Annotated in this window: 26 protein-coding genes and 2 pseudogenes; 23 read left to right on the top strand and 5 right to left on the bottom strand. The window is 70.2% G+C overall.

The genetic code is table 11. The annotated features are described in order from the left end of the window. Nucleotides 1–193: 193 nt before the first annotated feature. Nucleotides 194–1,024 (bottom strand): aldo/keto reductase, encoded by an 831-nt coding sequence (locus CDO52_RS13220; RefSeq protein WP_017616760.1) that lies wholly within the window; start codon nt 1,022–1,024, stop codon nt 194–196. A gap of 312 nt (nt 1,025–1,336) precedes the next feature. Then, complete coding sequence (locus CDO52_RS13215; RefSeq protein WP_094932410.1) at nt 1,337–1,657, bottom strand: hypothetical protein; 321 nt, start codon at nt 1,655–1,657, stop codon at nt 1,337–1,339. A gap of 368 nt (nt 1,658–2,025) precedes the next feature. Here CDO52_RS13215 and CDO52_RS13210 point away from each other — a divergent pair, with 368 nt between their 5' ends. From CDO52_RS13210 to CDO52_RS13200, 3 genes are all read left to right on the top strand, one after another. Further along, complete coding sequence (locus CDO52_RS13210) at nt 2,026–2,262, top strand: hypothetical protein (protein WP_026125425.1); 237 nt, start codon at nt 2,026–2,028, stop codon at nt 2,260–2,262. 211 nt (nt 2,263–2,473) lie between these two features. Beyond that, the gene (locus tag CDO52_RS13205) at nt 2,474–3,298 is read left to right on the top strand and encodes an alpha/beta fold hydrolase (RefSeq protein ID WP_017616763.1); all 825 of its coding nucleotides are present in this window, start codon (nt 2,474–2,476) and stop codon (nt 3,296–3,298) included. A 197-nt stretch (nt 3,299–3,495) separates the two neighbouring features. Continuing rightward, nucleotides 3,496–4,482: an alpha/beta hydrolase gene (locus tag CDO52_RS13200; protein ID WP_017616764.1), complete on the top strand. Its 987-nt coding sequence runs from the start codon at nt 3,496–3,498 to the stop codon at nt 4,480–4,482. On the opposite strand, the pseudogene CDO52_RS13195 reads toward CDO52_RS13200, so the two are convergent. Further along, nucleotides 4,481–5,830, bottom strand: a pseudogene (locus CDO52_RS13195) (DHA2 family efflux MFS transporter permease subunit); the annotation flags it as partial. The gene CDO52_RS13200 and the pseudogene CDO52_RS13195 overlap by 2 nt on opposite strands. 662 nt (nt 5,831–6,492) lie before the next feature. Between CDO52_RS13195 and CDO52_RS13190 the strand changes: the two are divergent. Together CDO52_RS13190 and CDO52_RS13185 are read left to right on the top strand one after the other, a co-directional pair. Further along, nucleotides 6,493–8,289 (top strand): L-lactate permease, encoded by a 1,797-nt coding sequence (locus CDO52_RS13190; protein WP_017616766.1) that lies wholly within the window; start codon nt 6,493–6,495, stop codon nt 8,287–8,289. Between the two features lie 87 nt (nt 8,290–8,376). Continuing rightward, nucleotides 8,377–9,399 carry a class I SAM-dependent methyltransferase gene (locus tag CDO52_RS13185; RefSeq protein WP_157745560.1) on the top strand — a complete coding sequence of 341 codons (1,023 nt, stop codon included), beginning with the start codon at nt 8,377–8,379 and terminating at the stop codon, nt 9,397–9,399. Between the two features lie 117 nt (nt 9,400–9,516). Here the strand turns inward: CDO52_RS13185 and katG are convergent, their stop codons facing one another. Both katG and CDO52_RS13175 read right to left on the bottom strand, forming a co-directional pair. Beyond that, complete coding sequence (katG, locus tag CDO52_RS13180) at nt 9,517–11,736, bottom strand: catalase/peroxidase HPI (RefSeq protein ID WP_094932408.1); 2,220 nt, start codon at nt 11,734–11,736, stop codon at nt 9,517–9,519. Between the two features lie 34 nt (nt 11,737–11,770). Next, nucleotides 11,771–12,202 (bottom strand): Fur family transcriptional regulator, encoded by a 432-nt coding sequence (locus tag CDO52_RS13175; RefSeq protein WP_026125428.1) that lies wholly within the window; start codon nt 12,200–12,202, stop codon nt 11,771–11,773. Between the two features lie 440 nt (nt 12,203–12,642). On the opposite strand from CDO52_RS13175, the gene CDO52_RS28700 reads away from it, so the two are divergent. The 18 genes and pseudogenes from CDO52_RS28700 (at nt 12,643) to CDO52_RS13100 (ending at nt 24,851) form a co-directional block, all read left to right on the top strand. After that, complete coding sequence (locus CDO52_RS28700; protein WP_017616770.1) at nt 12,643–12,849, top strand: hypothetical protein; 207 nt, start codon at nt 12,643–12,645, stop codon at nt 12,847–12,849. A 702-nt stretch (nt 12,850–13,551) separates the two neighbouring features. Next, nucleotides 13,552–13,779, top strand: coding sequence for a hypothetical protein (locus CDO52_RS13160; protein WP_017616772.1), 228 nt, complete (start codon nt 13,552–13,554; stop codon nt 13,777–13,779). Nucleotides 13,780–13,851: 72 nt separating this feature from the next. Next, nucleotides 13,852–14,310, top strand: a complete 459-nt coding sequence (locus CDO52_RS13155) for a hypothetical protein (protein WP_017616773.1) — start codon at nt 13,852–13,854, stop codon at nt 14,308–14,310. Nucleotides 14,311–14,525: 215 nt separating this feature from the next. After that, nucleotides 14,526–15,116 carry an NUDIX hydrolase gene (locus CDO52_RS13150; protein ID WP_017616775.1) on the top strand — a complete coding sequence of 197 codons (591 nt, stop codon included), beginning with the start codon at nt 14,526–14,528 and terminating at the stop codon, nt 15,114–15,116. Between the two features lie 180 nt (nt 15,117–15,296). After that, on the top strand, nt 15,297–15,425 hold the full coding sequence (locus tag CDO52_RS29100; protein ID WP_017616776.1) for a hypothetical protein: 129 nt from the start codon (nt 15,297–15,299) through the stop codon (nt 15,423–15,425). Continuing rightward, a complete protein-coding gene (locus CDO52_RS27440) occupies nt 15,422–15,559 on the top strand; it encodes a hypothetical protein (protein WP_017616777.1) in 138 nt (45 codons plus the stop codon). The genes CDO52_RS29100 and CDO52_RS27440 overlap by 4 nt, the downstream gene beginning before the upstream one ends. Further along, nucleotides 15,556–16,047, top strand: a complete 492-nt coding sequence (locus CDO52_RS13145) for a hypothetical protein (protein WP_017616778.1) — start codon at nt 15,556–15,558, stop codon at nt 16,045–16,047. The genes CDO52_RS27440 and CDO52_RS13145 overlap by 4 nt, the downstream gene beginning before the upstream one ends. 128 nt (nt 16,048–16,175) lie before the next feature. Beyond that, the gene (locus CDO52_RS13140) at nt 16,176–16,397 is read left to right on the top strand and encodes a hypothetical protein (RefSeq protein WP_017616779.1); all 222 of its coding nucleotides are present in this window, start codon (nt 16,176–16,178) and stop codon (nt 16,395–16,397) included. Beyond that, nucleotides 16,394–18,166 (top strand): hypothetical protein, encoded by a 1,773-nt coding sequence (locus CDO52_RS27435; protein WP_152471470.1) that lies wholly within the window; start codon nt 16,394–16,396, stop codon nt 18,164–18,166. Before CDO52_RS13140 ends, CDO52_RS27435 begins: the two co-directional genes overlap by 4 nt. 1 nt (nt 18,167) lies before the next feature. Then, a complete protein-coding gene (locus CDO52_RS13130) occupies nt 18,168–20,186 on the top strand; it encodes an AAA family ATPase (protein ID WP_152471471.1) in 2,019 nt (672 codons plus the stop codon). Between the two features lie 148 nt (nt 20,187–20,334). Then, a complete protein-coding gene (locus CDO52_RS13125; RefSeq protein ID WP_017616782.1) occupies nt 20,335–21,816 on the top strand; it encodes a DUF2637 domain-containing protein in 1,482 nt (493 codons plus the stop codon). 83 nt (nt 21,817–21,899) lie between these two features. Continuing rightward, the gene (locus CDO52_RS13120) at nt 21,900–22,088 is read left to right on the top strand and encodes a hypothetical protein (RefSeq protein WP_017616783.1); all 189 of its coding nucleotides are present in this window, start codon (nt 21,900–21,902) and stop codon (nt 22,086–22,088) included. A 22-nt stretch (nt 22,089–22,110) separates the two neighbouring features. Continuing rightward, nucleotides 22,111–22,314: pseudogene (locus CDO52_RS29460) on the top strand (metal-dependent hydrolase); the annotation flags it as partial. Between the two features lie 103 nt (nt 22,315–22,417). Next, nucleotides 22,418–22,843: a metal-dependent hydrolase gene (locus CDO52_RS29240; protein ID WP_332459817.1), complete on the top strand. Its 426-nt coding sequence runs from the start codon at nt 22,418–22,420 to the stop codon at nt 22,841–22,843. A gap of 55 nt (nt 22,844–22,898) precedes the next feature. Further along, complete coding sequence (locus CDO52_RS13110) at nt 22,899–23,294, top strand: hypothetical protein (protein ID WP_017616785.1); 396 nt, start codon at nt 22,899–22,901, stop codon at nt 23,292–23,294. A gap of 179 nt (nt 23,295–23,473) precedes the next feature. Continuing rightward, nucleotides 23,474–23,725, top strand: coding sequence for a hypothetical protein (locus tag CDO52_RS13105; RefSeq protein ID WP_017616787.1), 252 nt, complete (start codon nt 23,474–23,476; stop codon nt 23,723–23,725). 246 nt (nt 23,726–23,971) lie between these two features. Beyond that, nucleotides 23,972–24,442 (top strand): methyltransferase domain-containing protein, encoded by a 471-nt coding sequence (locus CDO52_RS29095; protein WP_269769186.1) that lies wholly within the window; start codon nt 23,972–23,974, stop codon nt 24,440–24,442. Next, nucleotides 24,372–24,851, top strand: a complete 480-nt coding sequence (locus tag CDO52_RS13100; protein WP_269769185.1) for a protein-L-isoaspartate O-methyltransferase family protein — start codon at nt 24,372–24,374, stop codon at nt 24,849–24,851. Before CDO52_RS29095 ends, CDO52_RS13100 begins: the two co-directional genes overlap by 71 nt. Nucleotides 24,852–24,886 lie beyond the last annotated feature (35 nt).

Below are 24,886 nucleotides of genomic sequence, written 5' to 3'. Positions count from 1 at the left end.
GCTTCCGGCGAAACGAGATCACCGACGCACTGTTGCACGCCCGAAGGAACACGCGCGGCGGTCCGCCCGAAAGCGGTGCCCCCAGACAGAAGAACGGTGGCCCGCCCCTGTGCAGGGGCGGACCACCGCTTTCACCTCGTCACCATTTCACTGTCGGCCACCGGCGTGGCCGGCCGCCGACAGGACCAGTGGATCAGGCCTGGTTGAAGGTGTCGGGATCCGGGCCGAAGCGCTCGTCGGCGTTGAGGCCGGAGATCGTCTCCACGTCGCCGCTGGCCAGCTCGAAGTCGAAGACCTCGAAGTTGGAGCGGATCCGCTCCGGCGTGGCCGACTTCGGGATGACGATGTTGCCCATCTGCAGGTGCCAACGGATGATCACCTGGGCCGGGCTCTTGCCGTAGGCCTCGGCGATCTTCACGATGTCCGGATCCTGCAGCAGGTTGCCCTGGCCCAGCGGGCTCCACGCCTCGGTGGCGATGTCGTGCTCGCGGTGGAACTCGCGCAGCGGCCTCTGGGTCATGCGCGGATGCAGCTCGACCTGGTTGACCGTCGGCGCGATGCCGCCCTCGTCCAGGATCCGCTGCATGTGCTCGATCTGGAAGTTCGAGACCCCGATCGCCCGCACACGACCCTCGATGTACAGGCGCTCCAGCGCCTTGTAGGTGCTCATGTAGGTGTCGCGCTCAGGCATCGGCCAGTGGATCAGGTACAGGTCGAGCCGGTCCAGTCCGAGCCGCTTCATCGTGGCGTCGAAGGCGCGGAGCGTCGCGTCGTACCCCTGGTCGCTGTTCCACACCTTGGAGGTGACGAACAGCTGGTCGCGGTGGATCCCGGAACGGCGGAGGGCCTCCCCAACCCCCGCCTCGTTCCCATAGACCGCGGCCGTATCGATGCTGCGATAACCGGCTTCGAGCGCCGTACCGACGACGCCCACGACGTCTTCGTCGGCTACCTGCCACACCCCGAACCCCAGCTGCGGAATCCGCACACCGTTGTTGAGGGTGACCTCGGGAACCGTGAACATGTATGTACTCCCCCGTCACTGCAGGCTCAACGCTTCCGTTGAGCTACACATAACTCCCTCTGCGGCAACCCCCCAGGTGCGAGGACACATTCCCGGTGCCCAGGCACTGTGAAAAGCCCCACTCCCCCACCATTACCCGTAATCGGGTGAGGCACGCCAGGGGTTTATGGGCCGTGACAGAACCCCGACCTGCACTGAGTCGACACAGGCGCGGAGCCCGCCCCCCGGCCGGACCGCGCCCGGGGTCTCGGTTCTGCGGGCACGACGCGTCTGCCGACCGGCCTACCGCCGCGCCCGCACAACGGACACCGCTCAGTCGTCGAACTCGTAGACCACGCCGAACACGACCAGCGCGTCGGACTGTGTTCCCAGGGCGAGGTCCTCGAACTCCGAGGCCTTCCCCTGCCGGATGACATAGGGGGCTCCCGGCCAGCGGGTTTCGATCTCGTGGGAGATCGCCGTGCGTGCGGCGGCAGCGGCGACGTCCCTCTGCTCGGGTGTGTCGATCTCCTCCGCGTCGAAGGCGCGGGGGACCAGGTCGACGGCGTGTGCCTGCTCCGGAACCAGCCGGGACCGGCGGCCCACCGCCGCCAGTCGCGGGCGGAGCCATTCTTTGGTGCGCTGTTGCTCCATGCCTCATCTTCTCTCTGAGACCACGGATTGTCACGTACCACAACAGAACGGATAGAGAACCACGAACACTCGCTGATCAGCAGCCTACGGAAGAGGGTGCGCGCGGCCACGAGGCCAGGCCGACCGACGTGGCCGGAGGCCGCGAGCGACGGGGACCGCGGTCACGGCGGCAGCGGACCGACCCCGGGTGACCGGCGTCTTCCTCTCACCCCGCCGCGAGCCGCGACGGAACGCGAACGTAGAGTGGAGCGCACGCTGATCGCGCCGCGTCCCGACGATCGTTCACTTCTCGGGCATGATGCCGAGGTACCGGGACGCGATATCCGCGCTCTTCACCACTCACACCGAGCGCAATCGAAAAAGGGACTATGGCGACTTTTCGCGTCCGAATGACCGACGGATCGCTGCGCACCGAACAGGCTCTCCGTGTGCGCACCGACACCGACAACCTCTACCTCGAACAGCGCTCATCCGGAGACTGGAACCCGGTGTTCGACTCCCCGCTCGCCGACATCGAACAGGTCCAACGCCGCTACACCGAGAACAACGGCCGCTGGGTGTGGGTGACCGAATCCCTTCCCACGGCGCAGACCGACATGACGTAGCGGACGACGTCGGCGGCCGACGGGGCCTCGGCGTCCTTCGCCGCTCCGCTCGTGGCGACGCACTGCGCGACCGCTTCGGCCGACTCCGATCCGCCTGCGACAGCTCTGCGCCGACACATTGTGTGGCTGCGGATCGCGATGGGTACCGCCCCTGCGGACGGGGCCGGGCGCGTGGCGCGTCCACGGGGGAGCCCGCTGCGAGGGAGCATTGATGCCGACGATCCAGGCCAACGGTGCGACGATCGCCTACACCGACACCGGAGCGCCCCCGGACCAGCCCGACGCGCCGACCGTGGTGTTCGGTCATGGCCTGCTCTTCAGCGGGTGGCTCTTCCACCACCAGGTGGCCGCGCTGCGCGACCGCTACCGCTGCATCACCGTGGACTGGCGCGGCCAGGGCGACAGCCCGCCCACGCACGGCGGCTACGACATGGACACGCTCGCCGCCGACGCCATCGCCCTGATCGAGCGGCTCGGGGTGGCGCCCGTGCACTACGTCGGCCTGTCGATGGGCGGTTTCATAGGGCAGCGCATCGGCGCCCGGCGCGGCGATCTACTGCGATCGCTGACGCTGCTGGACACCAGCGCCGACGCGGAGGACCCCGCCAAGGTCGGGCGCTACCGGATGCTGGCGTCCGTCTACTGGCTTCTCGGCCTGCGGCCGGTGTTCGGACAGGTGACCCCGCTGATGTTCGGACCGACGTTCCTGGCGTCTCCCGAAGGCCGACCGTTGATCGACGAGTGGGCCCGGCGGCTGCGGAGGTGCCGGCGCTCGGGCATCCGCAAGGCCGTCCTCGGCGTCGCCGACCGCGCTCCCGTGGATGAGGAGATCGCGGCTGTCTCCGTGCCCACCCTCGTCGCCAGCGGCGCCGACGACGCGGCGCTCCCTCCCGACCGGGCCGAACGTATCGCCGCCCGCATCCCCGGGGCACGGCTGGAGATCATCCCGGACTCGGGCCACTCCAGCACGCTCGAACAGCCGGACGCCGTCACCTCGCTCATCGCGGGCTTCCTCGCATCGGTCGACGCCACCTGACGGCCCGAAACCGGCCGGTCCACGTCGCGCGGCCCCCTCCCCCACCTCACGGATGTGATCCGGGAGGACGTGGAAACGTACTGGTGCCCCGGGGAGTCAGCGGTTAGAGTCCCGGAACAGAATCCGGTTCGGTCGCCGGATGCGCGCAGGCCGCACCGCTCCCCTCTCGCTCCTTTCACAGAAGGCAAGGTGAATCCATGCAGCCCACGCAGGAGACGCGCGACTTCATCAACATGCTCACCGAGAACTTCCCCACGATCGACGGCCAGGCGTCGGCCGCCGAACTCCGGGCCGCTGCCGCCCCCAACGGCGCGGTGCAGGGCCCCGACGTGGCGCTGGTGCGCGACCTGTCGGCTCCTGGGCCGGCCGGGTCGATCCCCCTCCGGCACTACCGCCCCGACCCCGACAGGGTCGCGCCGGGCGTCGTGTACTTCCACGGCGGTGGGTTCGTCCTCGGGGATCTGGACTCGCACGATCACGTGTGCCGCATCATCGCGGCGCGGACCGGGGCCGTCGTCGTGTCGGTCGACTATCGACTCGCGCCGGAGCACCCGTTCCCCGCAGCGCCCGACGACGCCTTCGCGGCGACGCGCTGGGTGGCCGAGAACGCCGCGCAACTCGGGATCGACCCGGAACGACTGGCGGTGGCCGGGGACAGTGCGGGTGGCTGTCTGGCGGCGGCCGTGTCCCTGCTGGCCCGCGACGAAGGCGGGCCAGCGATCGCCTACCAGGCGCTGGTCTACCCGGTGGTCGACCACGATGGCGGCTCCTCCGGTCGGCAGTACCCGTCGCGCGTGGAGAACGGGGACGGCTACTTCCTCACCAGCGTGGAGATGGAGTGGTTCGGCGAGCAGTACATCGCGGCTCCCGCGGACCGACACGACGTCCGCGCCTCGCCGATCCGCGCCGCGTCTCTGGAGGGCCTGCCACCCGCCCTGGTCCTCACCGCCGACTTCGATCCACTGCGCGACGAGGGCGAGGAGTACGCCCGCGCGCTGGCGTCGGCCGGGGTCCCGACGACGACCGTACGGATCAACGACGGCATCCACGGGATTCTCGGCTTCGGGCAGTTCCTGAGTGCGGCCAGACGCGCCGAAACCGCACTGGTTTCGGCGTTGCGCGCGGCGTTGGCGGAGGAGTCCTCGACGAGCCAGCGGCTTTCCTCCACAGAAACGCGGCGGTGACCACGGTGAGCCCCGAGACGACCGCCAGCAGACCGAACCCCCAGGGGTAGGCGGCGGGGTCGCTACTGCCGCCGGTCTGGGTGAGGACGATGACCACCGCGGCGGCGCCCAGGGCGCCGCCGACGCGCTGCACGATGTTGACCAGGGTGGTGGCGTCGCCCATCTGTTCGGCGGACACCGACGCATAGGCGGCGGTGATCGCGGGCATCTGGCCCAGGGCCAGCGCCACCCCGCGCACCACGAGGATCGCGGCCAGCGCGTAGAGCGGAAGCGCCCCGGAGAACAGGAATGGCAGGGTGGCGCCGACCAGCAGCACCGCTCCGATGATGCAGACCGGCCCCGCCCCGAACCGGTCGCTCATCGTCCCGGCGACGTAGAGCGCGACGGCCGAGCCCAGGCCCATGGCCAGCAGCATCAGCCCGGTCACCAGGCTGTCCTGGGCGGCCACGAGCTGCAGGTAGAGCGGAAGGAGCAGGAGTCCGCCGTACATGTTCGCGCCGGTGAGCCCGGCGGTCAGGGTGGCGGCGGCGAACCTCGCTCGGCGCAGCAGCCGCAGTTCGATCAAGGGGCGCTCGGTGCGCAGTGCGGAGACGACGAATCCGGCGGCCAGCAGTGTCCCCACGCACACGGCGAGGACGGTGACCGCCGTGGTGCCCGTGGCACCGATCTCGGTCGCGCCGTAGAGCACCAGCGGAAGTCCGAGGCCGAGGAGGGCGAGTCCGCGGAGGTCGAGGCGGCGGTCGGGGTCGACCACTCCGTCGATGGCTAGGCCGCGGGCGCCGATGAGAGCGGCCACACCGATCGGGACGTTCATCCAGAACAGCCACTGCCACGAGGCCACCTCCAGGAGGAGCCCGCCGACCGCGGGGCCGACGGCCGGGCCGAGGCTGACGACCATGCCGGACAGTCCCATGACGCGGCCGAGCTGGTCGCGTTCGGCCGACGAGCCGAGGACCGCCTGGCCGACCGGGACCATCACGCCGGCGGCCAGCCCCTGGACGAATCGGGCGGCGATCAGGAACAGGGTCCCGGGCGATAGCGCGCACAGGGCCGAGGCGGCGGTGAAGACGGCCAGGGAGACCGCCCAGACGCGCCCCTGCCCGAAGCGGATGCCGAGCCATCCGGCGACGGGGAGCGAGACGGCGAGCGCGATGAGGTAACCGGTGGCGACCCACTGGACCATCGGGAGGGTCGAGCCCGTGTCGGAGCGGATGGACTCCAGGGCGAGGTTGGCCACCGTGGAGTCCAGCATGGCGATGAAGGCGCCTGCCCCCGTGACCGCGGCGATCTTCCAGGTCCGGACTGGAACCGCCGTGGGGGCCGAGGAACGCGGCGTAGATGCGGTCACAGCAGCGGGATCCTTACTGGTCGTTCCTGGTCGAACTTCGGCGATCCGGGAACCCGGGACCGCGGAACCGGCAGCGGCCCGAACCCGACCGTCCAATCTTTATGATACATACGTATCATAAAGATTCCTGCGCGTGTGAGAGGCCTGGGCACACGGTCACCCTGCGGTCGCTCGCCGCCGCAGGTGTCGCCCTTCGGCGCGGGTGCGACGCTCGCTCAGTCCCGGCGCTCGCCGCCCATCCCAGCAATCCCGCCAACAGCGCGACATGTGCAGGTCAGGTGGTCATCGTTCCGCCCCGGCCCCGCTTCTCCACGGACAGTGGAACTCCCCCTCGCCCCGAACTACCTCCCCTCAGCGCCGGACGGACCTACGGCGGCTGAGCACAGCGGCGGGACACCTGAGACCACCCGGGCGCGCGCCAGAAGCAACCTGGCGAACAAAGCGAACGCCCCACCGCCCGACTCCAATTGCCGTTTCTGCTGGTCATGAAATATTTCTTTCAATGATCACCGGACAATAGGCGATGCCGCCTGTCGAAGAACGATAAGAACTCTTGCGCCAACGGCGTCATGTCACATATCTGGGGAAAGGGCGAAGCGGGACGAGCCTGATTCCGGAGATGCTGGAGAGGCCGTCGGACACCGCGGCCGGGGAGGAGCACAATGGGGACCCTGAACCCGGCCGTCCTCAGCCTGCTGGCCATTCTTCCCATCGTCGCGATCGGCGTGCTCCTCGTCGGCCTGCGCTGGCCGGCCAAGTACGCGATGCCCATCGGCTACGCCGTGGCGGTCGCCCTCGCCGTCATAGTGTGGCGGGTGGGGTGGCGGGAGATCGCCGCATCGACCGTCCAGGGGTTCGTCATCGCCCTCGGACTGCTCTACATCGTCTTCGGAGCACTGCTCCTCCTCGCGACCTTGAACGCCAGCGGTGCCCTGCGCTCGATCCGCGCGGCATTCACCCGCATCACCCCCGACAGACGAGTCCAGGTCATCATCGTCGCCTGGCTGTTCGGCAGCTTCATCGAGGGTGCCTCCGGATTCGGCACGCCCGCGGCCGTGGCCGCTCCCCTCCTGCTCGCGCTCGGATTCCCCGCGATGGCCGCCGTGATGGCCGGACTCATCATCCAGAGCACGCCGGTCAGCTTCGGCGCGGTCGGAACCCCGCTCCTCGTCGGCGTCCACGGTGGACTCTCGGGATCGGCGGAGGTCGAACAGAGCCTTGAAGCCGCCGGGCTCGGACTGGACGCCTACGTCAGCGGCCCGGTCACGTTCCAGGTGGCGGTCATGCACGCCATCATCGGCACCCTGGTCCCCCTGTTCCTGGTCTGCATGCTCACGCTCTTCTTCGGCGAGCGACGCAGCGCGGCGGACGGCCTGCGGGTCGCCCCGTTCGCGCTGTTCGCGGCGCTCGCCATGACGGTGCCCTACCTCCTCACCGCCTGGCTGCTGGGGCCGGAGTTCCCCGCCCTCTTCGGTGGGCTCATCGGGCTGGTGATCGTGGTGTTCGCGGCCCGGCGAGGATTCCTGATCCCGTCCGACCCCTGGGACTTCCCGCCGCGCGGGCAGTGGCGGCCCGACTGGATGGGCCGCATCGTCCCGGACACGCGGGACGTCGGCGACGGCGACATGGGCGTGGCCCGCGCGTGGACTCCCTACGTCCTGGTCGCGGTGCTGCTCCTGCTGACCCGCCTGGCCCTGGCCGACCCGCTTCAGGCGGTGAAGATCGAGTGGAGCGGGATCTTCGGTACCGACATCTCAGCGGACTTCAGCCCGCTGTGGTCCCCCGGCTTCGTGTTCCTGACCGTGATCGTGCTGACCTACGCCCTCCACCGCATGAAGCGGCCGGAGATCGCCCAGTCGTGGACCGTCGCCAGCCGCCAACTCGGCATCGCCGCCATCGCGCTCCTGGCAGCCGTCCCGATGGTGCGCGTCTTCATCAACTCGGGCGCCGAATTCAACGCCTCAGGCCTGGACAGCATGCCCCTGACGCTGGCGGCCGGAGCATCGGCCCTCGCCGGACAGTCCTGGCCGCTCTTCGCCCCCTGGATCGGCGCGCTCGGCGCCTTCGCGGCCGGCAGCAACACCGTCAGCAACCTGATGTTCTCCCTCTTCCAGTTCTCCACGGCCGAGCAGATCGGAGCCCCGACACAGGTGGTCGTCGCCGCCCAGGCGGTTGGCGGAGCAGCGGGCAACATGATCACCGTCCACAACGTCGTCGCGGCCTGCGCCACCGTGGGCCTCATCGACAAGGAGGGCGCCCTCATCCGGAAGACCGTGTTCCCCATGGCCTACTACTGCCTGGCGGCAGGGATGCTGGCCTATGTGTTCAGCTACGGCGTCGGCCTGAACGCGGGAACGATCGGCCTGGTCGTGCTCGCCGTCGGCCTGGCGCTAGCGGCGGCACGGGCATGGCGTCCATCGTCGGCACGCAGACGGAACGCGCGCTGTGGCGGGACGTAGGCCATCGAGGCGCGGGTGCCGCCTGCCGGTGGGAACGGCCCCGCACCGACGACCGCCGTAGCAGCGGTCGCCCGCCGTGCCGATGGCGTGTCTCCGCGTTGTCCGCGGGAATCATGCAAGGGAACAGGGCCAACGTCATCGGCGCCGTCATGCGGTAGGCAGCCGGAGAGGACTGGCCCGGGAACACCACACCACCGCGAAGGAGCCACCCTGTCACCCGCGCCCCCGCACGACGCCTACTCCCGAGGCAACCCGACGCTGCGGTTCCTGGAGGAGTTCGGCTGGGGCGACCTGGTCAGCCTGGGGCGGCTCACTCCTCTCACCCTGCCGTGGCTCGTCGGCGGCCGCCTCGACGCCCTCCAGCGGCGCCTGGCCCGCGACTCGCTCGCTCTGCTGCGCCACCGGCGCGGTCAGCGCGTCCTCGACGCCTGCTGCGGGCGCGGCTACGCCGCGGCCGCGCTCGCCGGATCAGGGTGCACGGCCGTCGGCCTCGATGTACTGCCCGCGCAGATCAGCCAGGCGCGGCAGCGCTTCGGCCAGGGCGCCCGACTCGGCTTCGCCGTCGCCGACGTCAGGGCCCCACCGGCGCGCGTCGAGGGCATCGACCTCGGCGATGCCTCCTTCGACCGCATCCACTGCCTGGAAGCGGCCTTCCACTTCGGCCCGCCCGGCCGCAGCGCGTTCCTGATGGAGGGCTTCCGCCTGCTGCGGCCGGGCGGCCGCCTGGTCTTGGTCGACATCACCTGGCGCGGCGAGGATCCGCATCGGATCGACCGGGTCGATCCCGCACGCCTGGTGCGCGATACCTGGCAGTTCGACGAATTCGAGCCCCGCACGCGCTACCCGCGGCTGGCGCGGCGGGCCGGATTCACCGTGCACAAGGTCCTGGACTGGTCGAACACCGTCACCCGCCCCTGGGGCCAAGCCGCCGCTCTCCTCGGCCGCATCGCGGCGACCCCACTCGGTCGGGCGGCGCTGCGTGCGCGCCGACCCGGCCTCGGCGACTTGACCCTCGAGGAATGGCGGCACCTCGCCGACGTGGCCCGCGCCCACCACGCCGTGGCCTCCTCCGTGTCCTATACGGCACTCGTCCTCGACAAACCCGTGTAGGCCCTGCCGCCGCCGCGGGCGGGCACGCGGAAGGGCCCTGGAAACAGACGAAAGCCGGCCCGGCCGCGAGGGCCGAGCCGGCTTATGCGCGCGGGCCGAGAAGCCCAGCGGGCAGGATCAGGCGAGGTCGAACCGGTCGAGGTTCATGACCTTGTCCCACGCCGCGACGAAGTCCTTCACGAACTTCTCCTTCGCGTCGTCGGCCGCGTAGACCTCCGCGACCGCACGCAGCTCGGAGTTCGACCCGAAGACGAGGTCGGCGCGGCTGCCGGTCCACAGCAGCTCGCCCGTGGCGTCGCTGCGGCACTCGAAGGTCTCGGAGGTCTCGTCGGTCGGCTTCCACGTGCTGCCCAGGTCGAGCAGGTTCACGAAGAAGTCGTTCGTCAGCGTCCCGGGCGTCTTGGTGAGAACGCCCAGGTCCGAGTCCTCGAAGTTCGCGCCCAGGACCCGCAGACCGCCGACGAGGACCGTCATCTCCGGCGCGCTCAGGGTGAGCAGGTTCGCCTTGTCGATGAGGAGGTACTCCGTCGGGAGGCGGTGCCCCTTGCCGAGGTAGTTGCGGAACCCGTCCGCGCTCGGCTCCAGGTGGGAGAAGGACTCCACGTCGGTCTGCTCCTGGGTGGCGTCGCCGCGGCCCGGAGTGAAGGGGACCTCGATGTCGTAGCCGGCGGCCTTGGCGGCCTGCTCGACGCCCACGCAGCCGGCGAGGACCACCAGGTCGGCGAAGGAGACCTGCTTGCCGCCGGTCTGGGCGGCGTTGAAGGACTCCTGGATGCCCTCAAGCGTGCGCAGCACGGGCGCGAGCTTCTCGGGCTCGTTAACCTCCCAGGTGCTCTGCGGCTCAAGGCGGATACGGCCGCCGTTGGCGCCGCCGCGCTTGTCGCTGCCGCGGAACGACGAGGCCGCCGCCCACGCGGTGGAGACCAGCTGCGCGACGGTCAGGTCGGAGTCGAGGATCTTGGCCTTCAGGCTCGCGATCTCCTCAGCGCCGATGAGCTCGTAGTCGGGCGTGGGGATCGGGTCCTGCCACAGCAGCTCCTCGGACGGCACCTCCGAGCCGAGGTAGCGCACGATCGGGCCCATGTCGCGGTGGGTCAGCTTGAACCACGCGCGGGCGAAGGCGTCCGCGAACTCCTCGGGGTTCTCCATGAAACGCCGCGAGATCGGCTCGTAGACCGGGTCGAACCGGAGCGCCAGGTCCGTGGTCAGCATGGTCGGAGCGTGCTTCTTCGACGGGTCGTGGGCGTCGGGGACGGTGCCCTCACCCGCACCGTCCTTCGGCTTCCACTGGTGCGCGCCCGCCGGGCTCTTGGTCAGCTCCCACTCGTAGCCGAACAGGTTCTGGAAGAAGCCGTTGCTCCACTGCGTCGGCGTGGTGGTCCAGGTGACCTCCAGGCCACTGGTGATGGCGTCGCCGCCCTTGCCGGTGCCGTGGCTGTTCTGCCAGCCCAGGCCCTGGGCCTCGAGCGGGGCGCCCTCGGGCTCGGCGCCGAGGTGGCTGTCGGGAGCCGCACCGTGGGTCTTGCCGAAGGTGTGACCGCCGGCGATCAGCGCGACGGTCTCCTCGTCGTTCATCGCCATCCGGCCGAAGGTCTCGCGGATGTCGCGGGCGGCAGCCAGCGGGTCCGGGTTGCCGTTCGGGCCCTCCGGGTTGACGTAGATGAGGCCCATCTGCACCGCGGCCAGCGGCTTCTCCAGATCCCGGTCGCCGCTGTAGCGCTCATCGTCGAGCCACCCGGTCTCCGGGCCCCAGTAGACGTCCTCGTCGGGCTCCCAGACGTCCTCACGGCCGCCGGCGAAGCCGAAGGTCTTGAGGCCCATCGACTCCAGCGCCACGTTGCCGGCGAGGATCATCAGGTCGGCCCACGAGATCTTGCGGCCGTACTTCTGCTTGACCGGCCACAGCAGTCGGCGCGCCTTGTCGAGGTTGCCGTTGTCCGGCCAGCTGTTGAGCGGCGCGAACCGCTGCTGGCCGGCGCCACCGCCGCCGCGGCCGTCGCTGACGCGGTAGGTCCCCGCACTGTGCCAGGCCATCCGGATCATCAGCGGGCCGTAGTGGCCGAAGTCGGCCGGCCACCAGTCCTGCGAGGTGGTCAGCACCTCGGAGATGTCCCGCTTCACGGCGGCGAGGTCGAGGGTCTTGAACTCTTCGGCGTAGTCGAACTTCTCGCCCATGGGGTCGGCCACGGCGGGGTTCTTGGCGAGGATCTTCAGGTTGAGCCGGTTCGGCCACCAGCCGCGGTTGGCGTCACCCTGGGTGGGGTGCGGGGCGCCACCGTGCGCGACCGGACAGCCGCCGCTCTCGGCCTTCGCGGCGGGGTCGTGGCTTTCAGACATGGCCATCCTTCCGGGCAGGGAGGAACTGTGTGATTCAGGAACTACGTTTGTTGGCACAGTCGGGACACAAGCCCCAATAGATGACCTCGGCCTCGTCGATCGAGAAGCCGTGGTCATCGGACGCGGTCAGGCACGGTGCGTGGCCGACGGCGCAGTCGATGTCGGCGATAGCGTCGCACGACCGGCACACGACGTGGTGGTGGTTGTCCCCGACCCGCGTCTCGTAACGGGCCACGGAGCCCAGCGGCTGGATCCGACGTACCAGACCCGTGCTGGTCAGCGCCTTGAGCACGTCGTAGACAGCCTGGTGAGACACCGCACCGAGCCTGTCACGCACGACGCCGATGACCGACTCCGTGTCGGCGTGCGGATTGTCGTGTACGGCGGACAGCACCGCTACGCGCGGACCCGTCACCCGCAGCCCGACCTCGCGCAGCATGCGCTCGAAGTTCGTGGGCGTTGGCATGTAAGGAAGTCTGCCGCGTTTTCTTGAATAAGTCAAAAGTAGTCGTGAGTCCACGCTGGCACGCCACGTGGGCAGGTCAACGAGACCTCTGGACCGGGACTCGGTGCTGTCTGGAGAGCCCAGAAGGCACCATCCGGGCGCTGCGGGCTCACCGAGCAACGCACGACCAGGGCGGCGCTATGTTTACCGGCGATTCCCAGCTCATACCGCCCTCACGTGTATCAATTGGACATCGCGCGCCCTCGGAGGCGACGTCTCTCCTGCGCACATGCGCTCCTTCGCCCGAGGGGCAGACCAACGCTACAGACACGCATCACCCTGCACCACTCGAAGCGGATAAGCCGGACACAAATGCAGGTTCCGGCAGAATCACGCCTCAAACTTTTCATATCAGGGTGACCTCCATGGGCACGGAAGGCGGTTCAAAAAGAACCACGATCATGAAGCTCACTATCACCACGTGGGTCACCGTCGACGGCGTGATGCAGGGACTCGGCGGGCCAGACGAGGACCGCAGCGGCGGATTCGAGCGCGGCGGATGGGCCATGCCGCTGTCCGACAACGAGACCGCGACGTTTCTGAACCAGGTCTACCTGCCCACCGGCCGCCCGCGGTACGAAACGGCCACGCCGACCCCAAGCACGTGACGCAGGGTCCGCACTAGACGACCGACCGGTTCCATCCGTATGACCACGACCCACCCACGTTGGAAACGAAAACCTGACCGACAAACCTCGCGACGGCATGCGGATCCAGACAACGGTCGTTCACTGCTCGCTGCGGCAGACGTCAACTTTCGCAGGACTCATGTGCATCAAATGTGCATCGCGCCTGTGCGGTGTCTGCCCTGCGGACGACGAAGCGGGCGCTCACCTGCGTGAACACCCGCTCTCTGTCGGGACGGCGGGATTTGAACCCACGACCCCTTGACCCCCAGATAGGTGCATATATTCCAGATGACCTGGTAAAACGCGCCGACCTGCGTCGATAGGTGGACATGGGTGGACCGGAAGGGCCGCGATAAGCCCCCTCGGGACATGATCGATACCCATTCTGTTCCCACGCCGACCTAACAGCGAAGCGCCCCCGAAGCGGTGTGACCCCACCGCTCCGAGGGCTAGCACAGCAACCTGCCGATACAGGAGCTGAGCTGTGAAAATGCTATCGCTGGTACCACACTTCCCGGGCACATTGCCCGCTGACATCTTCCAGGCCCTTGTTGGCCTTCCTCCGGTCGCGCTCGCTGCTGCGGCCGTGCTTCTTCTCGCCGCCGCCGTTCTGGTGGCGCGCCGCCCCGCCTCCCCCGAGATGGTTTCCCGTCTCCGCGCTGAGACCGAGGAGGCGCGGCGATGAGCGGCTCCTCCTACCACTACGTCATGACGCTCCAGGCTCCCGTCGGCAGCGCGGCGGCGGTCCATACCCAGTCGGGGACGCTGACCGTCCCTGCCGGGACAACGCGCGCCCAGGTGTACACCCATGTCGTTGAGGTGGTCCGGCGCGAACTCCCTGATGGTGCCGGGGAGCCGACCGTGCTGTTTTGGTCGCTGGAGCCGAACCTGCTCGGTGGCGACCGCTGAGGTGCCTCCGCCCGCCCCTGCGGGGGCGGGTCAGGGACCGCAGCGGTCCACCCCCACCCCCGAGGAGGAACCGTGATCAGCGCTGTGACCGAGGTGCTGCGGGAGATCCGCGACAGCCTGCGCCCCACCCCCCACGAGCAGGTGCTCGCCGAGCGCAAGGCCCGCGCCGTGAGCATCGCCGCGACCCGCGCCATGGCGGAGAGGGCCTACGTCAACGCTGGCGGTGAGCGGCACCAGCATCACGCCGTCATGCTCGCCGCCCTTCCGTTGGAGGCGTTCGAGCTGCCCGACATCAAGTACGGCGGGTCAGTGACTGTGTACGGCCACGAATACGAGGGTGGCGTCGAGGTGGCCTATGACCCGCGTGCGACGCAGCGGGTGATGCAGGAGCGGTTCGGGTTGACCTATGAGGAGGCCCGGGAGGTGAAGCGGAAGCACGAGGTCGCGGATCAGAAGGCCAGGGAGGAGGTTGCCCGGCGGGTGAAGGAGCGCGAGGAGCAGCGCCGGACCAATGGCGGGCTGCCCGTGTGATGCCTGTGCGCACCCGGGATCGGGTGCGCGCGGGGACCACACGAACAACCCTTTGGAGGACCCGCTGTGTATCGCGACCCCTGGTACATGGACCTGATCAACCTGTTCGGCATTGTCGGCGCCCCGATCCTGCTGGTCGTCGGCGTGCTGGTCGGGACCGGCGTCATCACCCTCAACCTCTGACCGAACACGACCCGCCCCTATGAGGAGATGAGATGTCCCGAGACCGCTGCTGCGGAACCAGCGTCGGCGTCCTGATCGCTGACGACCACGGCCGCTACCTGATGGTCACCCGGGCGTGGCACCCAGTCGGTATCGCCCCGGTGGCCGGGCATGTGCTGGACGAGCACGCCGTGCGCGACCGGACCGGCGCCCTTGTCCTGGGCGCGTCCTATGAGCAGGCGGCGATCGCCGAGGTGGCTGAGGAGGTGGGCCTGGAGGTCGTGGATCTCGACTTGAAGCTGGACGTCCACCTGCCCAACCTGTGCTCGTCGCCGCCTGCGGACCCGCCGGGCCACCACTGGCGGATCTACCGGGCGCACGTGACCGGCGAGCTGGCCCCCGACCCCGAGGAAACCCGCGGCGCCGACTGGTACACGCCCGACCAGGTGGAGGTGCTGGCGCAGCGCACCATCATGCACGCCCACGGACGGCTCAGTGACGAGGAGATCATCGAGCGGCCCGGCCTGGAGGCGGTGTGGGTGCGTCACCTGGCCGCCCTTGGCGTCATCCGGGTGGACCCGGTGGACCTGGCCGCCGTCGAGCGTGTCTATGCGACGCCGCCCGCGACGCACTGGCGGGGCTGATCCCGCCTGGCGCCTGCGGCGCCCGACGAGTGCGGGCGCCGTGGGGACCAGGACGGTCCGTACCTCTACCCCAAGGAGACAACGTGACGTGCAAAGGCTGCGGCAGGACGTTCGAGCACCCCATGGACTTCCTCACGCACGACTGCATCCCCACCCGGTCCACCCGATAGGAGCCCGGTGATGAGCACTGGCTGGGACGAGCGGCTGAAGAAGGCCGCTGAGGACGCCGCCGAAGCCAGCCGCAAGCAGGCCGAGGCAGCTGCCCGAGCCCAGGCCGAGGACGAGAAGAAGCAGGGAGAGCCCCGATGATCGACCGAACCGACCAGGATCTCGTCGACGCGATCGCCGACAAACTCCAACGCACCCCGAAGCGGCGGTCTGACGACGATCTGGTCCGTCAGATCCGCGAGGACGACGATGACAGGAAGGGATCGACCCAGTGACCACCACCGCCACGCCCAGTCGAAAGCCGTACTGGGAGCACAACGAGACCGCCGTCCTCGCAATGCGTGCGCTGCGCCGCCTGAGCGGGGCCGAGGACGACCTGCGCGCCCGTGTGGCCGCCTACACCCAGCTCGCCGACGCCGATGCTGGGTGTGCCCTGCACGCCCCCGACCTCGATGCCGGAACCCCCTGGTACGACCCGGACTGGGTGGCCCAGGTGCAGGCGTGGCACACCGACGGGGCGTGGGTATGGCGGGGGCTCGCCCTGGCTGAGAGCCGCGACACCGAGGCGCTGGTCGCGCACGTCGCCTCCCGTCCGGAGCTGGAGCGGGTTGGGCAGGCGCTGGCGAGGATCGCCAGCGCGGAGCGGCTGGCCCCCAGCCTGGCCTACATCCTGCTGGGCGCCGTGTACTGGCACGACATGCCCAGTGAGGCCGTCGATCCCCTGGAAGTGCTCGTGGCCACCTACGACCAATACGAGGAGTGACACGCGCGGCCCGCCCAGGTCTATGCCGGGACAGGGCGGGCCGCCAACCCCCAGCACTGCGTGTGAGGAGGGCCGTCTCATGGTGACACTCGCAGCCCGACGCTGCCCACCCCTCGGGGAGCCCCCTCATGCGCTACCTGGCCCTGGTCGCCTACATCGCCGCCGCCGCATGGACCGCCTACGACCATGCCGCCACCCCGTGGTTCATCGTGCACGCCTCCGGCGCCATCGCCGGGGTATGCGCTCTCGGCCTGGCCGGGAAGCACGGCGATCTGGACCGGGAGCTGCACGGCGAACCGGAACCGGACCAGGCGCGGAAGGACATCGACCGATGGGAGGAGGAGTGGTGAGCGAGGACACCACACAGCCCGCAGAGGACCGGCCGCCGGAGCCCGCCCCCGCACCTGAACCTGCTCCGCCCACCGCTCCCCCAGCGGACCCGGGCGACGACACGAAGAAGGACGACACCTCCGACGAGCAGCCCCCCGGAAAGGTGCCCGCCAGCCAGCTGCTGCTCGGCGGCGCCTCAGCGACCACGATCGGCACCGTTTGGCTCGCGAGCGCGTTCGGGCCGTGGGCGGCGGCGGTCCCGGCCGCCGTCGCGGTGGCGGGTGGCGCGGCTTACGCCGATCACCGGTGGCGCCGCCGTCGGGGCGAGGGACGCTCGGCCACCATGCGCACGGAGCGGCGTTCGTCGGGTCCTGTCAGCGGTCTGGGGCGAATGACCGGCCTCGGGAGCCGCCCGTCTGGGTCCTCCGGAGGGTTCTCCGGTAAGGGCGGATCGCACGGCCGGGTGGGAACCGCAGCGGGGTTCCGGTCGGGGCCGTCGCTGTCACCGGGGCGGAGCGGGTCCGGTTCGGGTGCCGCATCTCCCGGTCACCGCAATGCCTCGGGCGGCCGGGGCGGTGGGTCGGCCGCGGGGACGCCGCGGGGCGGCGCCACCGGGTTCCGGCCGGGCGGGAGCAGCGGGCGGCGCGCTGGAGGCGGGACATCCCCCGGCTCTGGTGGCGGGTCGGATTCTCGCGGCGGGCTGTTCGGCCCCAAGCGCTCCGGCAGTACCCCGGGCGGCTCCGGTGGCCCCACCTCGGGCGGCACGTCCCCGAAGGGCGCCGGTCGGCGCTTTGGGCGCAAGCACTCCACCCCGCCCGGGGACGGCGGCCCCTCCCCCACCCCACGGTCGGGGCTGTTCTCGGGCCGTCGCAGCAGCCGCCCCGGTCATGGAGGCGGCCGTGCCTCGACCCCGCCGAAGGGAGAGCGGATGGACGCCACGGGCGGGTCGCGGTGGGGCGGAGCCCGCGGCACCACCACACCCCCCACCGGACGGCTCGGGCGCACCGCTGCGGCCGCCCGCCGCACAGCAGGCAAGGGCGCCCGCCGCCTGGGCGGGTGGGCCGACCGGAAAACCGGCAACCGCGCCTCCACCGCCTGGAAGGCAGCCTCCGGCGAGAGTGGGTTCCGTGCCCGCCGCCGCGCCGCGAAGCAGGCGCTGGCCGACCACGCCGACCACCGGCCCGTTGTCAACGGAATGTTCGCCGCCCTCGGGGCGCTGCTGGCGTCCCTGTGGGCGTGGGCCGGGCGCCGTCGCGACGGCTTCTACGCCCGCTGCGACGCCGCACTGGACCGCGTGGACCCCCACACCCACAGCCCCGGCGCCGACACCGAGACCACCCACTCCCCTGAGGACCCGGCGGACGAGACGACGAGCGCCGACGAGGCACCCGCCCCCGGGACCTCCACCGAAACCCCCGCTTCCACAACCACACCCACGAGGAGCACCACCATGGCAGGACTGCCCCACGCCCAGATGGCATCCGAGATGAACGCCGCCGCGGCCCGCTACGAACCGCTCGACGCCTACCAGGTGGTCGACGAGTCCCAGCAGTGGCCCGACACGGTGCGCGACTTCGCCCTTTCCATCCGCGCCTACGCCCAGCGCCTCGAGATGGCGCGCTTCCCCCTCTCCCCGGACTCGCTGCGCCGCATCGAGGACCTCTACGAGGCGGTCTCGAAGACCATCCCCGTGGCCGAGGACATCCACCCCGGGCTCAGCCGGGACCACGAGACCGATCTGGCCCGGCGTGACGCGCCCCGCGGCGACGAGTCGAAGTGGAACGTGTGACATGAGCCGGAAGAAGCCGCCGCCGGGGCGTTTGCCGCCGTGGGGGGTGGGCGTGCAGTCCACCCTCGTCGTCGGCGCCATCGGCGCGTGCGGCGACTACTTCTCCTGGTCGCCGCTCCTTGGCTTCGGGGCCGCCGCTATCGGCGGGCTGTGCTCGGTGCTGCGTGCCGCCGGAGACGATCAGGGGGCCCACCCCGACCGGGTCGTGATCCATCTGGGCCGGTGGACCGGGCTGGGCGGGTGGCTCGCCTGGGTGTGGGCCGGCCCTGAGGACTGGCTCGCCCGCTTTGTCGCCGGGCTCGGCGCGGGCGACATCACCGGCGACCCGTTGTCTCTGGCCGGGCTGGGCACCCTGGCGGCCGGGGCGCAGGTCAGCGCCCACCTTGACCTGTACATGCGACGCCGCCCCCGCACCCCGGACGGTGAGGGCGGGCTGGTGCTGCGTTCCCAGGCCCGCCTGGAGGCCGAATGGCAGGCCCGCATCGCCCGGGTGTGCCGCATCCAGGTCGAGATCACCAGCCTGCGGCACTGGGACAGCGGCGCGGGCTACACCCTCACCGTGCTGTTCCCGCCCGGCGGCGCCACACGGCACACCCTCGCCGTCCACGCCGACGCGCTGGCCTCCGACGCCCGCCTCGACGAGGGGTGCGGGGTGGAGGTCCTCAAGGGCCCCCACCGGGGCAGCGCCGTGCTGCAGGTGTCCACCGTCGACCGGATGAGTGAGGAACTGGACTACCCCTCCGACTACTCGCCGCGCTCCATCCTGGACCAGGCTGCCCTGGGCGAGTACCGCAACGGCGAGATCGCCGGGCCCCACCTGCGGGAGAACGCCGGCCTGGTCGTCGGCACCCGCGGGTCGGGCAAGACCACCCTGCTGCGGGTGCTCACCGCCGCCGTGGGCCGCTGCACCGACGCCCTGGTCTGGCACATCGACCTGACCGGCGGCGGCCTGTCGAGGGACTGGCTCAGGCCGTGGCTGGACGGGCGCACCGAGCGGCCCGCGATCGACTGGGCGGTCAACACCGTGGAGGACGCGCTGGCCATGGCGCGTGCCGCGGTGGCGATCTCCAAGGACCGCAAGGAGAGCGGGCACGACCGCAAGGTCGCCGCTAACACCACCCTGCTGCCCATCGATGAGGACATGCCCGAGATCGTCATCATCATCGACGAGGGCAAGACCATTCTTGCCCCCTCGATTCGCGACCGGCTGCTGCGCGACCTTCGCGAGACACTCAATCTGGCCCTCGACATTGCCCGCGACAGCGCGGTCAACGTGGTGTTCTCCGCGCTGGGCGCCACCTCGACCAGCCTGGACACCGCCATCAAGGCCCAGTGCGCGTTCAAGCTCGGCATGCTGTGCGAGAAGGACGCCGAGCTGGCCTACCTGTTCGACTGGGGCCAGGCCACCATGGACGATCTGGCCGGGGTCGGGTCGGGGTTCATTCGGGAGTCGGGGGCGGCGCCGCGCCCGATGGGCGGCTACAACCTGACCCCGCGGCGCATCATCGACGAGTTGGCGCCGGCGGTGTCGCAGCGCCAGCCGACGCTTGATGAGCGGGCGGCTCGCGCCGCCGGTCCGGCGTATGCCGACCGGTATGTGCGGATGCGCGAGGCGTTCGAGAAGAAGTCCGCGGCGCCTGGGCCTTCCTGCCAGCCGGAGCCGTCTGCGCCTGCCCCGGTGGGTGACACGTTGGGCTGGTCGGACCCGGCCGATATCGCCCGTGACAGCGGGCGCACTGCGGTGCTGGAGCGCCCCGCCCTCGCCCCGGCCGAGGCGCGGGGGCGGGTGGTCGCTGCGATCCTCGTCGATGCCCTGCAGGTGTTCGACGCCGAGGACACCGATCGGCTGCCCCGCGAGCTGCTCGCCGCCCGGGTGACCGATGGCGACGAGGACGACCTCCGCCGCCGGATGCTCGCTGCGGGGGCGGGTCCGCCGCACTCAATCCGCTACCGCGGGGATCCGGCCCGGGGCTGGTACCGGCGCGATGTTGAGGAGGCGATGGCCGTGACACCCGCGTGACAGCCGCCGTCACGCGCACCGTCACAGCGTGACGCCGTCACACCACCGAAACGCTTTGACCTGCTGTGACACCGTTACGCGGCTGTGCGGCACCCCCGGTTTCCCCTAGCTGACACCCCGAACCCCCCATGTGTCTGGAGCTGTAACGATGAATACCACCGACCTTCGCGGACTCGCCGCCCCCGCCGTCGAATGGATCACGGGGCCGCTGGTGCGTGTCGCTTTGGTGCTGGCCCTGTGCCTGGTGCTGATCGCCGTAGCCCAGTGGATGCTGCGGCGCATGCTGCGCCACTGGCAGGACCGGGACCATCCGGCCGGAGGGTTGGAACGGGGCGACCGTGTCGCGATCGCGGTCATCATCAGCCTCGCGTTCGTGTTCGTCAGCGTCGCGTTCGCGATGAGCGCGGCGGCGCTGCACGACTCGGCGACCTGGCTGGAAGACACGGCGATCCCGATCAACGGCGGCGACCTGCGGATCCTCTTCCCGCTGGTGCTGGACGGGCTCATCGTGCTGTTCCTGGCGCTGGATCTGTGGACGGAGTGGCGCAAGATGCGCCACCCCTACTACCGGTGGGTTGCCTATGGGCTCAGCGTCCTCACCCTGTACTTGAACGTCTCCCACGGCGAGGACGGGTCGCTGTTCGGGCACGCCGCACCACCCCTGGGCGTCATCGTCATCTCCGAAGGGCTGGCCATCTGGATCCGCTCCATGGCCAAGCTCATCGACACCGGCAAGACCACCGACCGCGTGCCCATGGGCCACTGGATCGCCCGCCCCGCGTCGGCGTTCCGGGTGTCGCGGCTGATGCTGGGCTGGAACATCACCTCCTATGAGGCGGCTGTGGAGATGGAGCGCCGCCGGTCCATGGCCAAGGCGATGCTGCGACAGCAGTACGGCGACGCCTGGAGGCGGGCGACACCTGAGCATGTCCGGTGGATGCTGAACAACGGACACGACCTCGATGTCGCCTACGACCTGACGCGTGCCTTGACCCGACAGCGTGTCGCGATGACGCCTGAGGAGGTCGCCGCTGTCGCCTCCCTACCCGACGCGACACCCCAGATCCATGTCGCCGACACCCGACGCGACAGCAACGGCCAGGCCACCGGGGCGCGCGACACCCGGTCGCTGATGTCGCGGCTGCTGGTTCGCTCCGGACACGACAGGCTCGACACCGGACGCGACACCCCAGCACTGTCCGAGGGCGACACGCCACCCGCCCTGGAGGCGACAGGCGACACTGCGCAGGTCACAGCCGATGTCGCCCCCGTGTCGCAGGGGACACGACTCCTGGAGGAGGGCGACACGACACCACGGCAACCCGGCGCGGGCCCGTCGCGTCCGGTCGCGTCGCTGACCGACATGGCCGACCGCGACAAGCAGGTCGTCGCGTGGCTCGTCGGGTCGCCGGACATGTCGGGGGCGGAGATCGGGCGTCGTGTCGGGGCGACAGCCAAGACCGGGCAGCGACTCCGCAAGCGACTGCTGCCTGTCGCTGAGGCGCAGCGCGACACCGGGACCGACACGACGCCGCCCGGTGAAGAGTCCGGGCAAACGACACGCGACAGCGACACCGCGGGCGTGCTGCCCAAGGGTGTCCGGGTGAAGCACTGGAAGCGGTCGTCCTGATCTGTCCCGGAGCGTCGCACGAAGGCGCTCCGGGATTCCCTCTTGAGATACTGGAGACCCCCTCATGACTCTTGCGAGGACTGATGACCATGCTCCCGGACGAGGCGTACCGCCTGTTGTCTCTGCTGTACGCGGGGCCGCGCGGTGCGGTGGTGCGCCGTCGCGGGCGCCTGGAGGTCGTGGCCGAACGCACCGAGACCGACCAGGTGGAGCTGACCCAAGAGCAGGTGCTGGAGCGGGGCGTGGAGGCGCTTCTGGAGCTGAAGGCCTGACCCCCGGGCGGTGGGGCCGGTGATGGGGTCGACGCACTCCGCGACGGGCAGCCTGGCGGGCGTTCTGGTGGCGGGCGGGCTCGGGGCCGCCGGTCCCGTGGAGTTGGCTGCGGCGGCCGGGGTGGGTGCGGGCGCGGCGTTGCTGCCCGACATCGACCACCCGGCCTCGACGGCGACCCGGTCGGCGGGCCCGGTGACCGCAGTACTCTCCCGCTGCGTGCGCGCCGCCTCATCGGCGGCCTGGCGGGCGACCCGCGCCCCGGGACGACGGTGGGTACCGCGACGGCACCGGTGCGCACCGCCACCTCACCCACACCCTGCCCGCCGCGGTGGTGTGCGGGCTGGCCGCCGGGGTTGCCGCGCTGCACTGGGTTGGTGCCGCGGTCGTGGTGTGGGTGTTGCTGTCGCTGGCGATCTGCGGGGCCGAGGCGTGCACCCCGGCCCGGGGCCGCCTGGACTGGGGCACCCGCGCCCTGGTGTCGGCCGCTGGCGCCGGGGTGGTGATGGCGCTCGCACAGCCGCACCCGGCGCTCCTCGGGGTGCTGGTCGCCGCCGGGATGGTGGTGCACGTCCTCGGGGATTGGCTCACACCTGCGGGGGTGCCGCTCGCCTGGCCGCTGTGTCACCGCGGCAGGAGATGGTGGATGTGGCGCAGCCCGGTCGCGTTCAAAACCGGGGACTGCTGGCAGGAGACCGCGGTCAGGTGGGCGTGCTGGAGCGGCACACCCCTTGTCGCCGCTCTGACCGTCACGTGAGGCCCGCCTGGACTGTGGGCGGCCATGACAAGCAGGCCACACGGAGGAGGACAGGGTGGGACGAATCGAGCTGACGGACGAGCAGAAAACCCAGATCATCACCTGGTTCGAGGGGCTGGCCCCCGACGAGGACGACGCGCGCGCGGCCTTCGCCAATGCTCTCCAGGAGCTGGAGAAGGTGAACGATGTTCTGGTCGAGGCGGGGATCTACCAATCGCGGGGTGCGGAGGGGGTGGGGGTCCTCGCGAAGCGTGCGCGAGAACTTGAGGTTCACCTGGAAAAGGCGTGGAAGCGGGAACACGATTTGCAGGCCGAACTTGCACGGCTGAAGGAAGTGCTGGCCTACGCGCAGCGCGAGCACCTGCCGCTGGACGAGGCCAGCGTGGCGGACGCGCTCGACGACATCCAACGGGAACGGGAGAATCGAAGCGGGGAGAGGCATGATGGGTGACGACGTATGGTTCTGGCCAGCACCGCGTGAAGGAGTGGGAATCGTGGACGAGTTCAACAAGGGCGGCGTGCTTCCAACCGGACCATCAACCGTCGACCTTGACCCCGACGAGTGCATGCACACACTGGATTCCGGCACGGTTCAGGGGTGACGCCTCCCCTGAGAACGTAGTTAACGTTGTGAACAGTGCGTGCTCCGTCATCCTGCAGCTCCCCGAACCCGCCGACCGGCTGCCCGCGCGGCTGCTGCACACCACCTACGTGACGATGCCCATGCGCGACGTTCCGGACGATGTGTTCGACGACGGGCGCGACCGGAGCATCGACTACGCGGTGATCGCGATCGCGCACGTGCCGCGTGACGCCGTGTCTTTGCGTGGAGATGTGAGTGAGCGCGAGGATCACCTGTTCCCGCCGGCCGGGTGGAGGTAAACCGTGCGTGACGCGGACATGCTCGCGGCACTGACCGTGTGCGTGGCCGGATCTGGCCGTTGCCATGACGCACAGCCATCGCCGGGCTACCGTCGCCACACACCCCGACCGGTAGGAGGCGGCCATGGGCACCCGCGGCAAGAAAGTCAAGTGCGGCGTCTGCAACGGAAACAAAGGCTGGTACTCAAGCGAAGACGGCAACCGACGCTGGGTCCAGTGCTGGGGTTGCTCCGGGACCGGTGAGCAGTGACCCGCGGACAGAAGGCGGTCGCTGCCGTCGACCGCACCCCATTCGTCCCCGCCGACATCTGGGTCCCCACCGAGGAAACCGGCTGGCTCGTACCGCTCAACCGCTACCGCGAACCCGACCGGTGGCGCCGCTGCGTCGACGCCGACGAGCCCATCGTGACGGCCGTGGAGTTCGACCCGCGCATCCCGCAGCACCTGCGCAACCCTGAAACCGGCCGCGGAGTCGTCGCCACGTCCTCCTCCAGCAAGCCCGGCGTCATGGCGGCCATGCTCGACGCGCTCGAACCCGACGAGGATATGCGGGCGCTGGAGATCGGCACCGGCACCGGGTACAACGCCGCCGTTATCTCCCACATCACCGGCCCCGGCACGGTCACCTCGGTGGAGGTCGCCCCGGGTGGCCGATGCCGCCCGCGCCGCCCTGGACGCGACTGGGTTCGAGGTGGAGGTGGTGACCGGCGACGGTAACGACGGGTACCCGCCCGGCGCCCCGTATGACCGGGTGATCGTCACTGCGGCCGTGCGCCACATCCCGTATGCGTGGGTGGAGCAGTGCTCGCCTGGCGCGGTCATCGTGGCCCCATGGGCGCCGGTGTTCCACCCCGATTCCCCGCTGGCCATCGTGCACGTGGGCGAGGACGGGCACGCGGCCGGGACGTTCACCGGGTCCGCGCCGTTCATGCCTCTCGACGGCGAGGCCACCACCCCGGCGGAGGCCGACGCCGTGCACGCCAAATGGAAGGAAATGGGGCGCCCCGATCCGGAGCGGTTCGGCATTACCATCGCCCCGCAGGGTCAACGGGTATGGCTGGACACCCCGGACCAGCCACTCACCGCGGGAACAGCCGGGATAGTCACGGGGCCGACACTCCCCTGACACGCAGAAAAGCCCGCCCTATCCTGACAGTGCCA

Source organism: Nocardiopsis gilva YIM 90087 (genome assembly GCF_002263495.1).
In the GTDB taxonomy this organism is placed as follows: domain Bacteria; phylum Actinomycetota; class Actinomycetes; order Streptosporangiales; family Streptosporangiaceae; genus Nocardiopsis_C; species Nocardiopsis_C gilva.
This window is presented reverse-complemented; position numbering and strand designations above follow the sequence as displayed.

Excerpts from the sequence above, each read along its gene's own strand:
- CDO52_RS13140 (WP_017616779.1), top strand. The coding sequence starts at position 16,176 with ATGCGCTACCTGGCCCTGGTCGCCTACATCGCCGCCGCCGCATGGACC.
- CDO52_RS13120 (WP_017616783.1), top strand. The coding sequence starts at position 21,900 with ATGACCATGCTCCCGGACGAGGCGTACCGCCTGTTGTCTCTGCTGTAC.
- CDO52_RS13175 (WP_026125428.1), bottom strand. The coding sequence starts at position 12,202 with ATGCCAACGCCCACGAACTTCGAGCGCATGCTGCGCGAGGTCGGGCTG.
- CDO52_RS28700 (WP_017616770.1), top strand. The coding sequence starts at position 12,643 with ATGAAGCTCACTATCACCACGTGGGTCACCGTCGACGGCGTGATGCAG.
- CDO52_RS13200 (WP_017616764.1), top strand. The coding sequence starts at position 3,496 with ATGCAGCCCACGCAGGAGACGCGCGACTTCATCAACATGCTCACCGAG.
- CDO52_RS13220 (WP_017616760.1), bottom strand. The coding sequence starts at position 1,024 with ATGTTCACGGTTCCCGAGGTCACCCTCAACAACGGTGTGCGGATTCCG.
- CDO52_RS13205 (WP_017616763.1), top strand. The coding sequence starts at position 2,474 with ATGCCGACGATCCAGGCCAACGGTGCGACGATCGCCTACACCGACACC.
- katG (WP_094932408.1), bottom strand. The coding sequence starts at position 11,736 with ATGTCTGAAAGCCACGACCCCGCCGCGAAGGCCGAGAGCGGCGGCTGT.
- CDO52_RS13150 (WP_017616775.1), top strand. The coding sequence starts at position 14,526 with ATGTCCCGAGACCGCTGCTGCGGAACCAGCGTCGGCGTCCTGATCGCT.
- CDO52_RS13190 (WP_017616766.1), top strand. The coding sequence starts at position 6,493 with ATGGGGACCCTGAACCCGGCCGTCCTCAGCCTGCTGGCCATTCTTCCC.
- CDO52_RS13210 (WP_026125425.1), top strand. The coding sequence starts at position 2,026 with ATGGCGACTTTTCGCGTCCGAATGACCGACGGATCGCTGCGCACCGAA.
- CDO52_RS29100 (WP_017616776.1), top strand. The coding sequence starts at position 15,297 with ATGAGCACTGGCTGGGACGAGCGGCTGAAGAAGGCCGCTGAGGACGCC.
- CDO52_RS13130 (WP_152471471.1), top strand. The coding sequence starts at position 18,168 with ATGAGCCGGAAGAAGCCGCCGCCGGGGCGTTTGCCGCCGTGGGGGGTG.
- CDO52_RS13215 (WP_094932410.1), bottom strand. The coding sequence starts at position 1,657 with ATGGAGCAACAGCGCACCAAAGAATGGCTCCGCCCGCGACTGGCGGCG.
- CDO52_RS13160 (WP_017616772.1), top strand. The coding sequence starts at position 13,552 with ATGAGCGGCTCCTCCTACCACTACGTCATGACGCTCCAGGCTCCCGTC.
- CDO52_RS27440 (WP_017616777.1), top strand. The coding sequence starts at position 15,422 with ATGATCGACCGAACCGACCAGGATCTCGTCGACGCGATCGCCGACAAA.
- CDO52_RS13125 (WP_017616782.1), top strand. The coding sequence starts at position 20,335 with ATGAATACCACCGACCTTCGCGGACTCGCCGCCCCCGCCGTCGAATGG.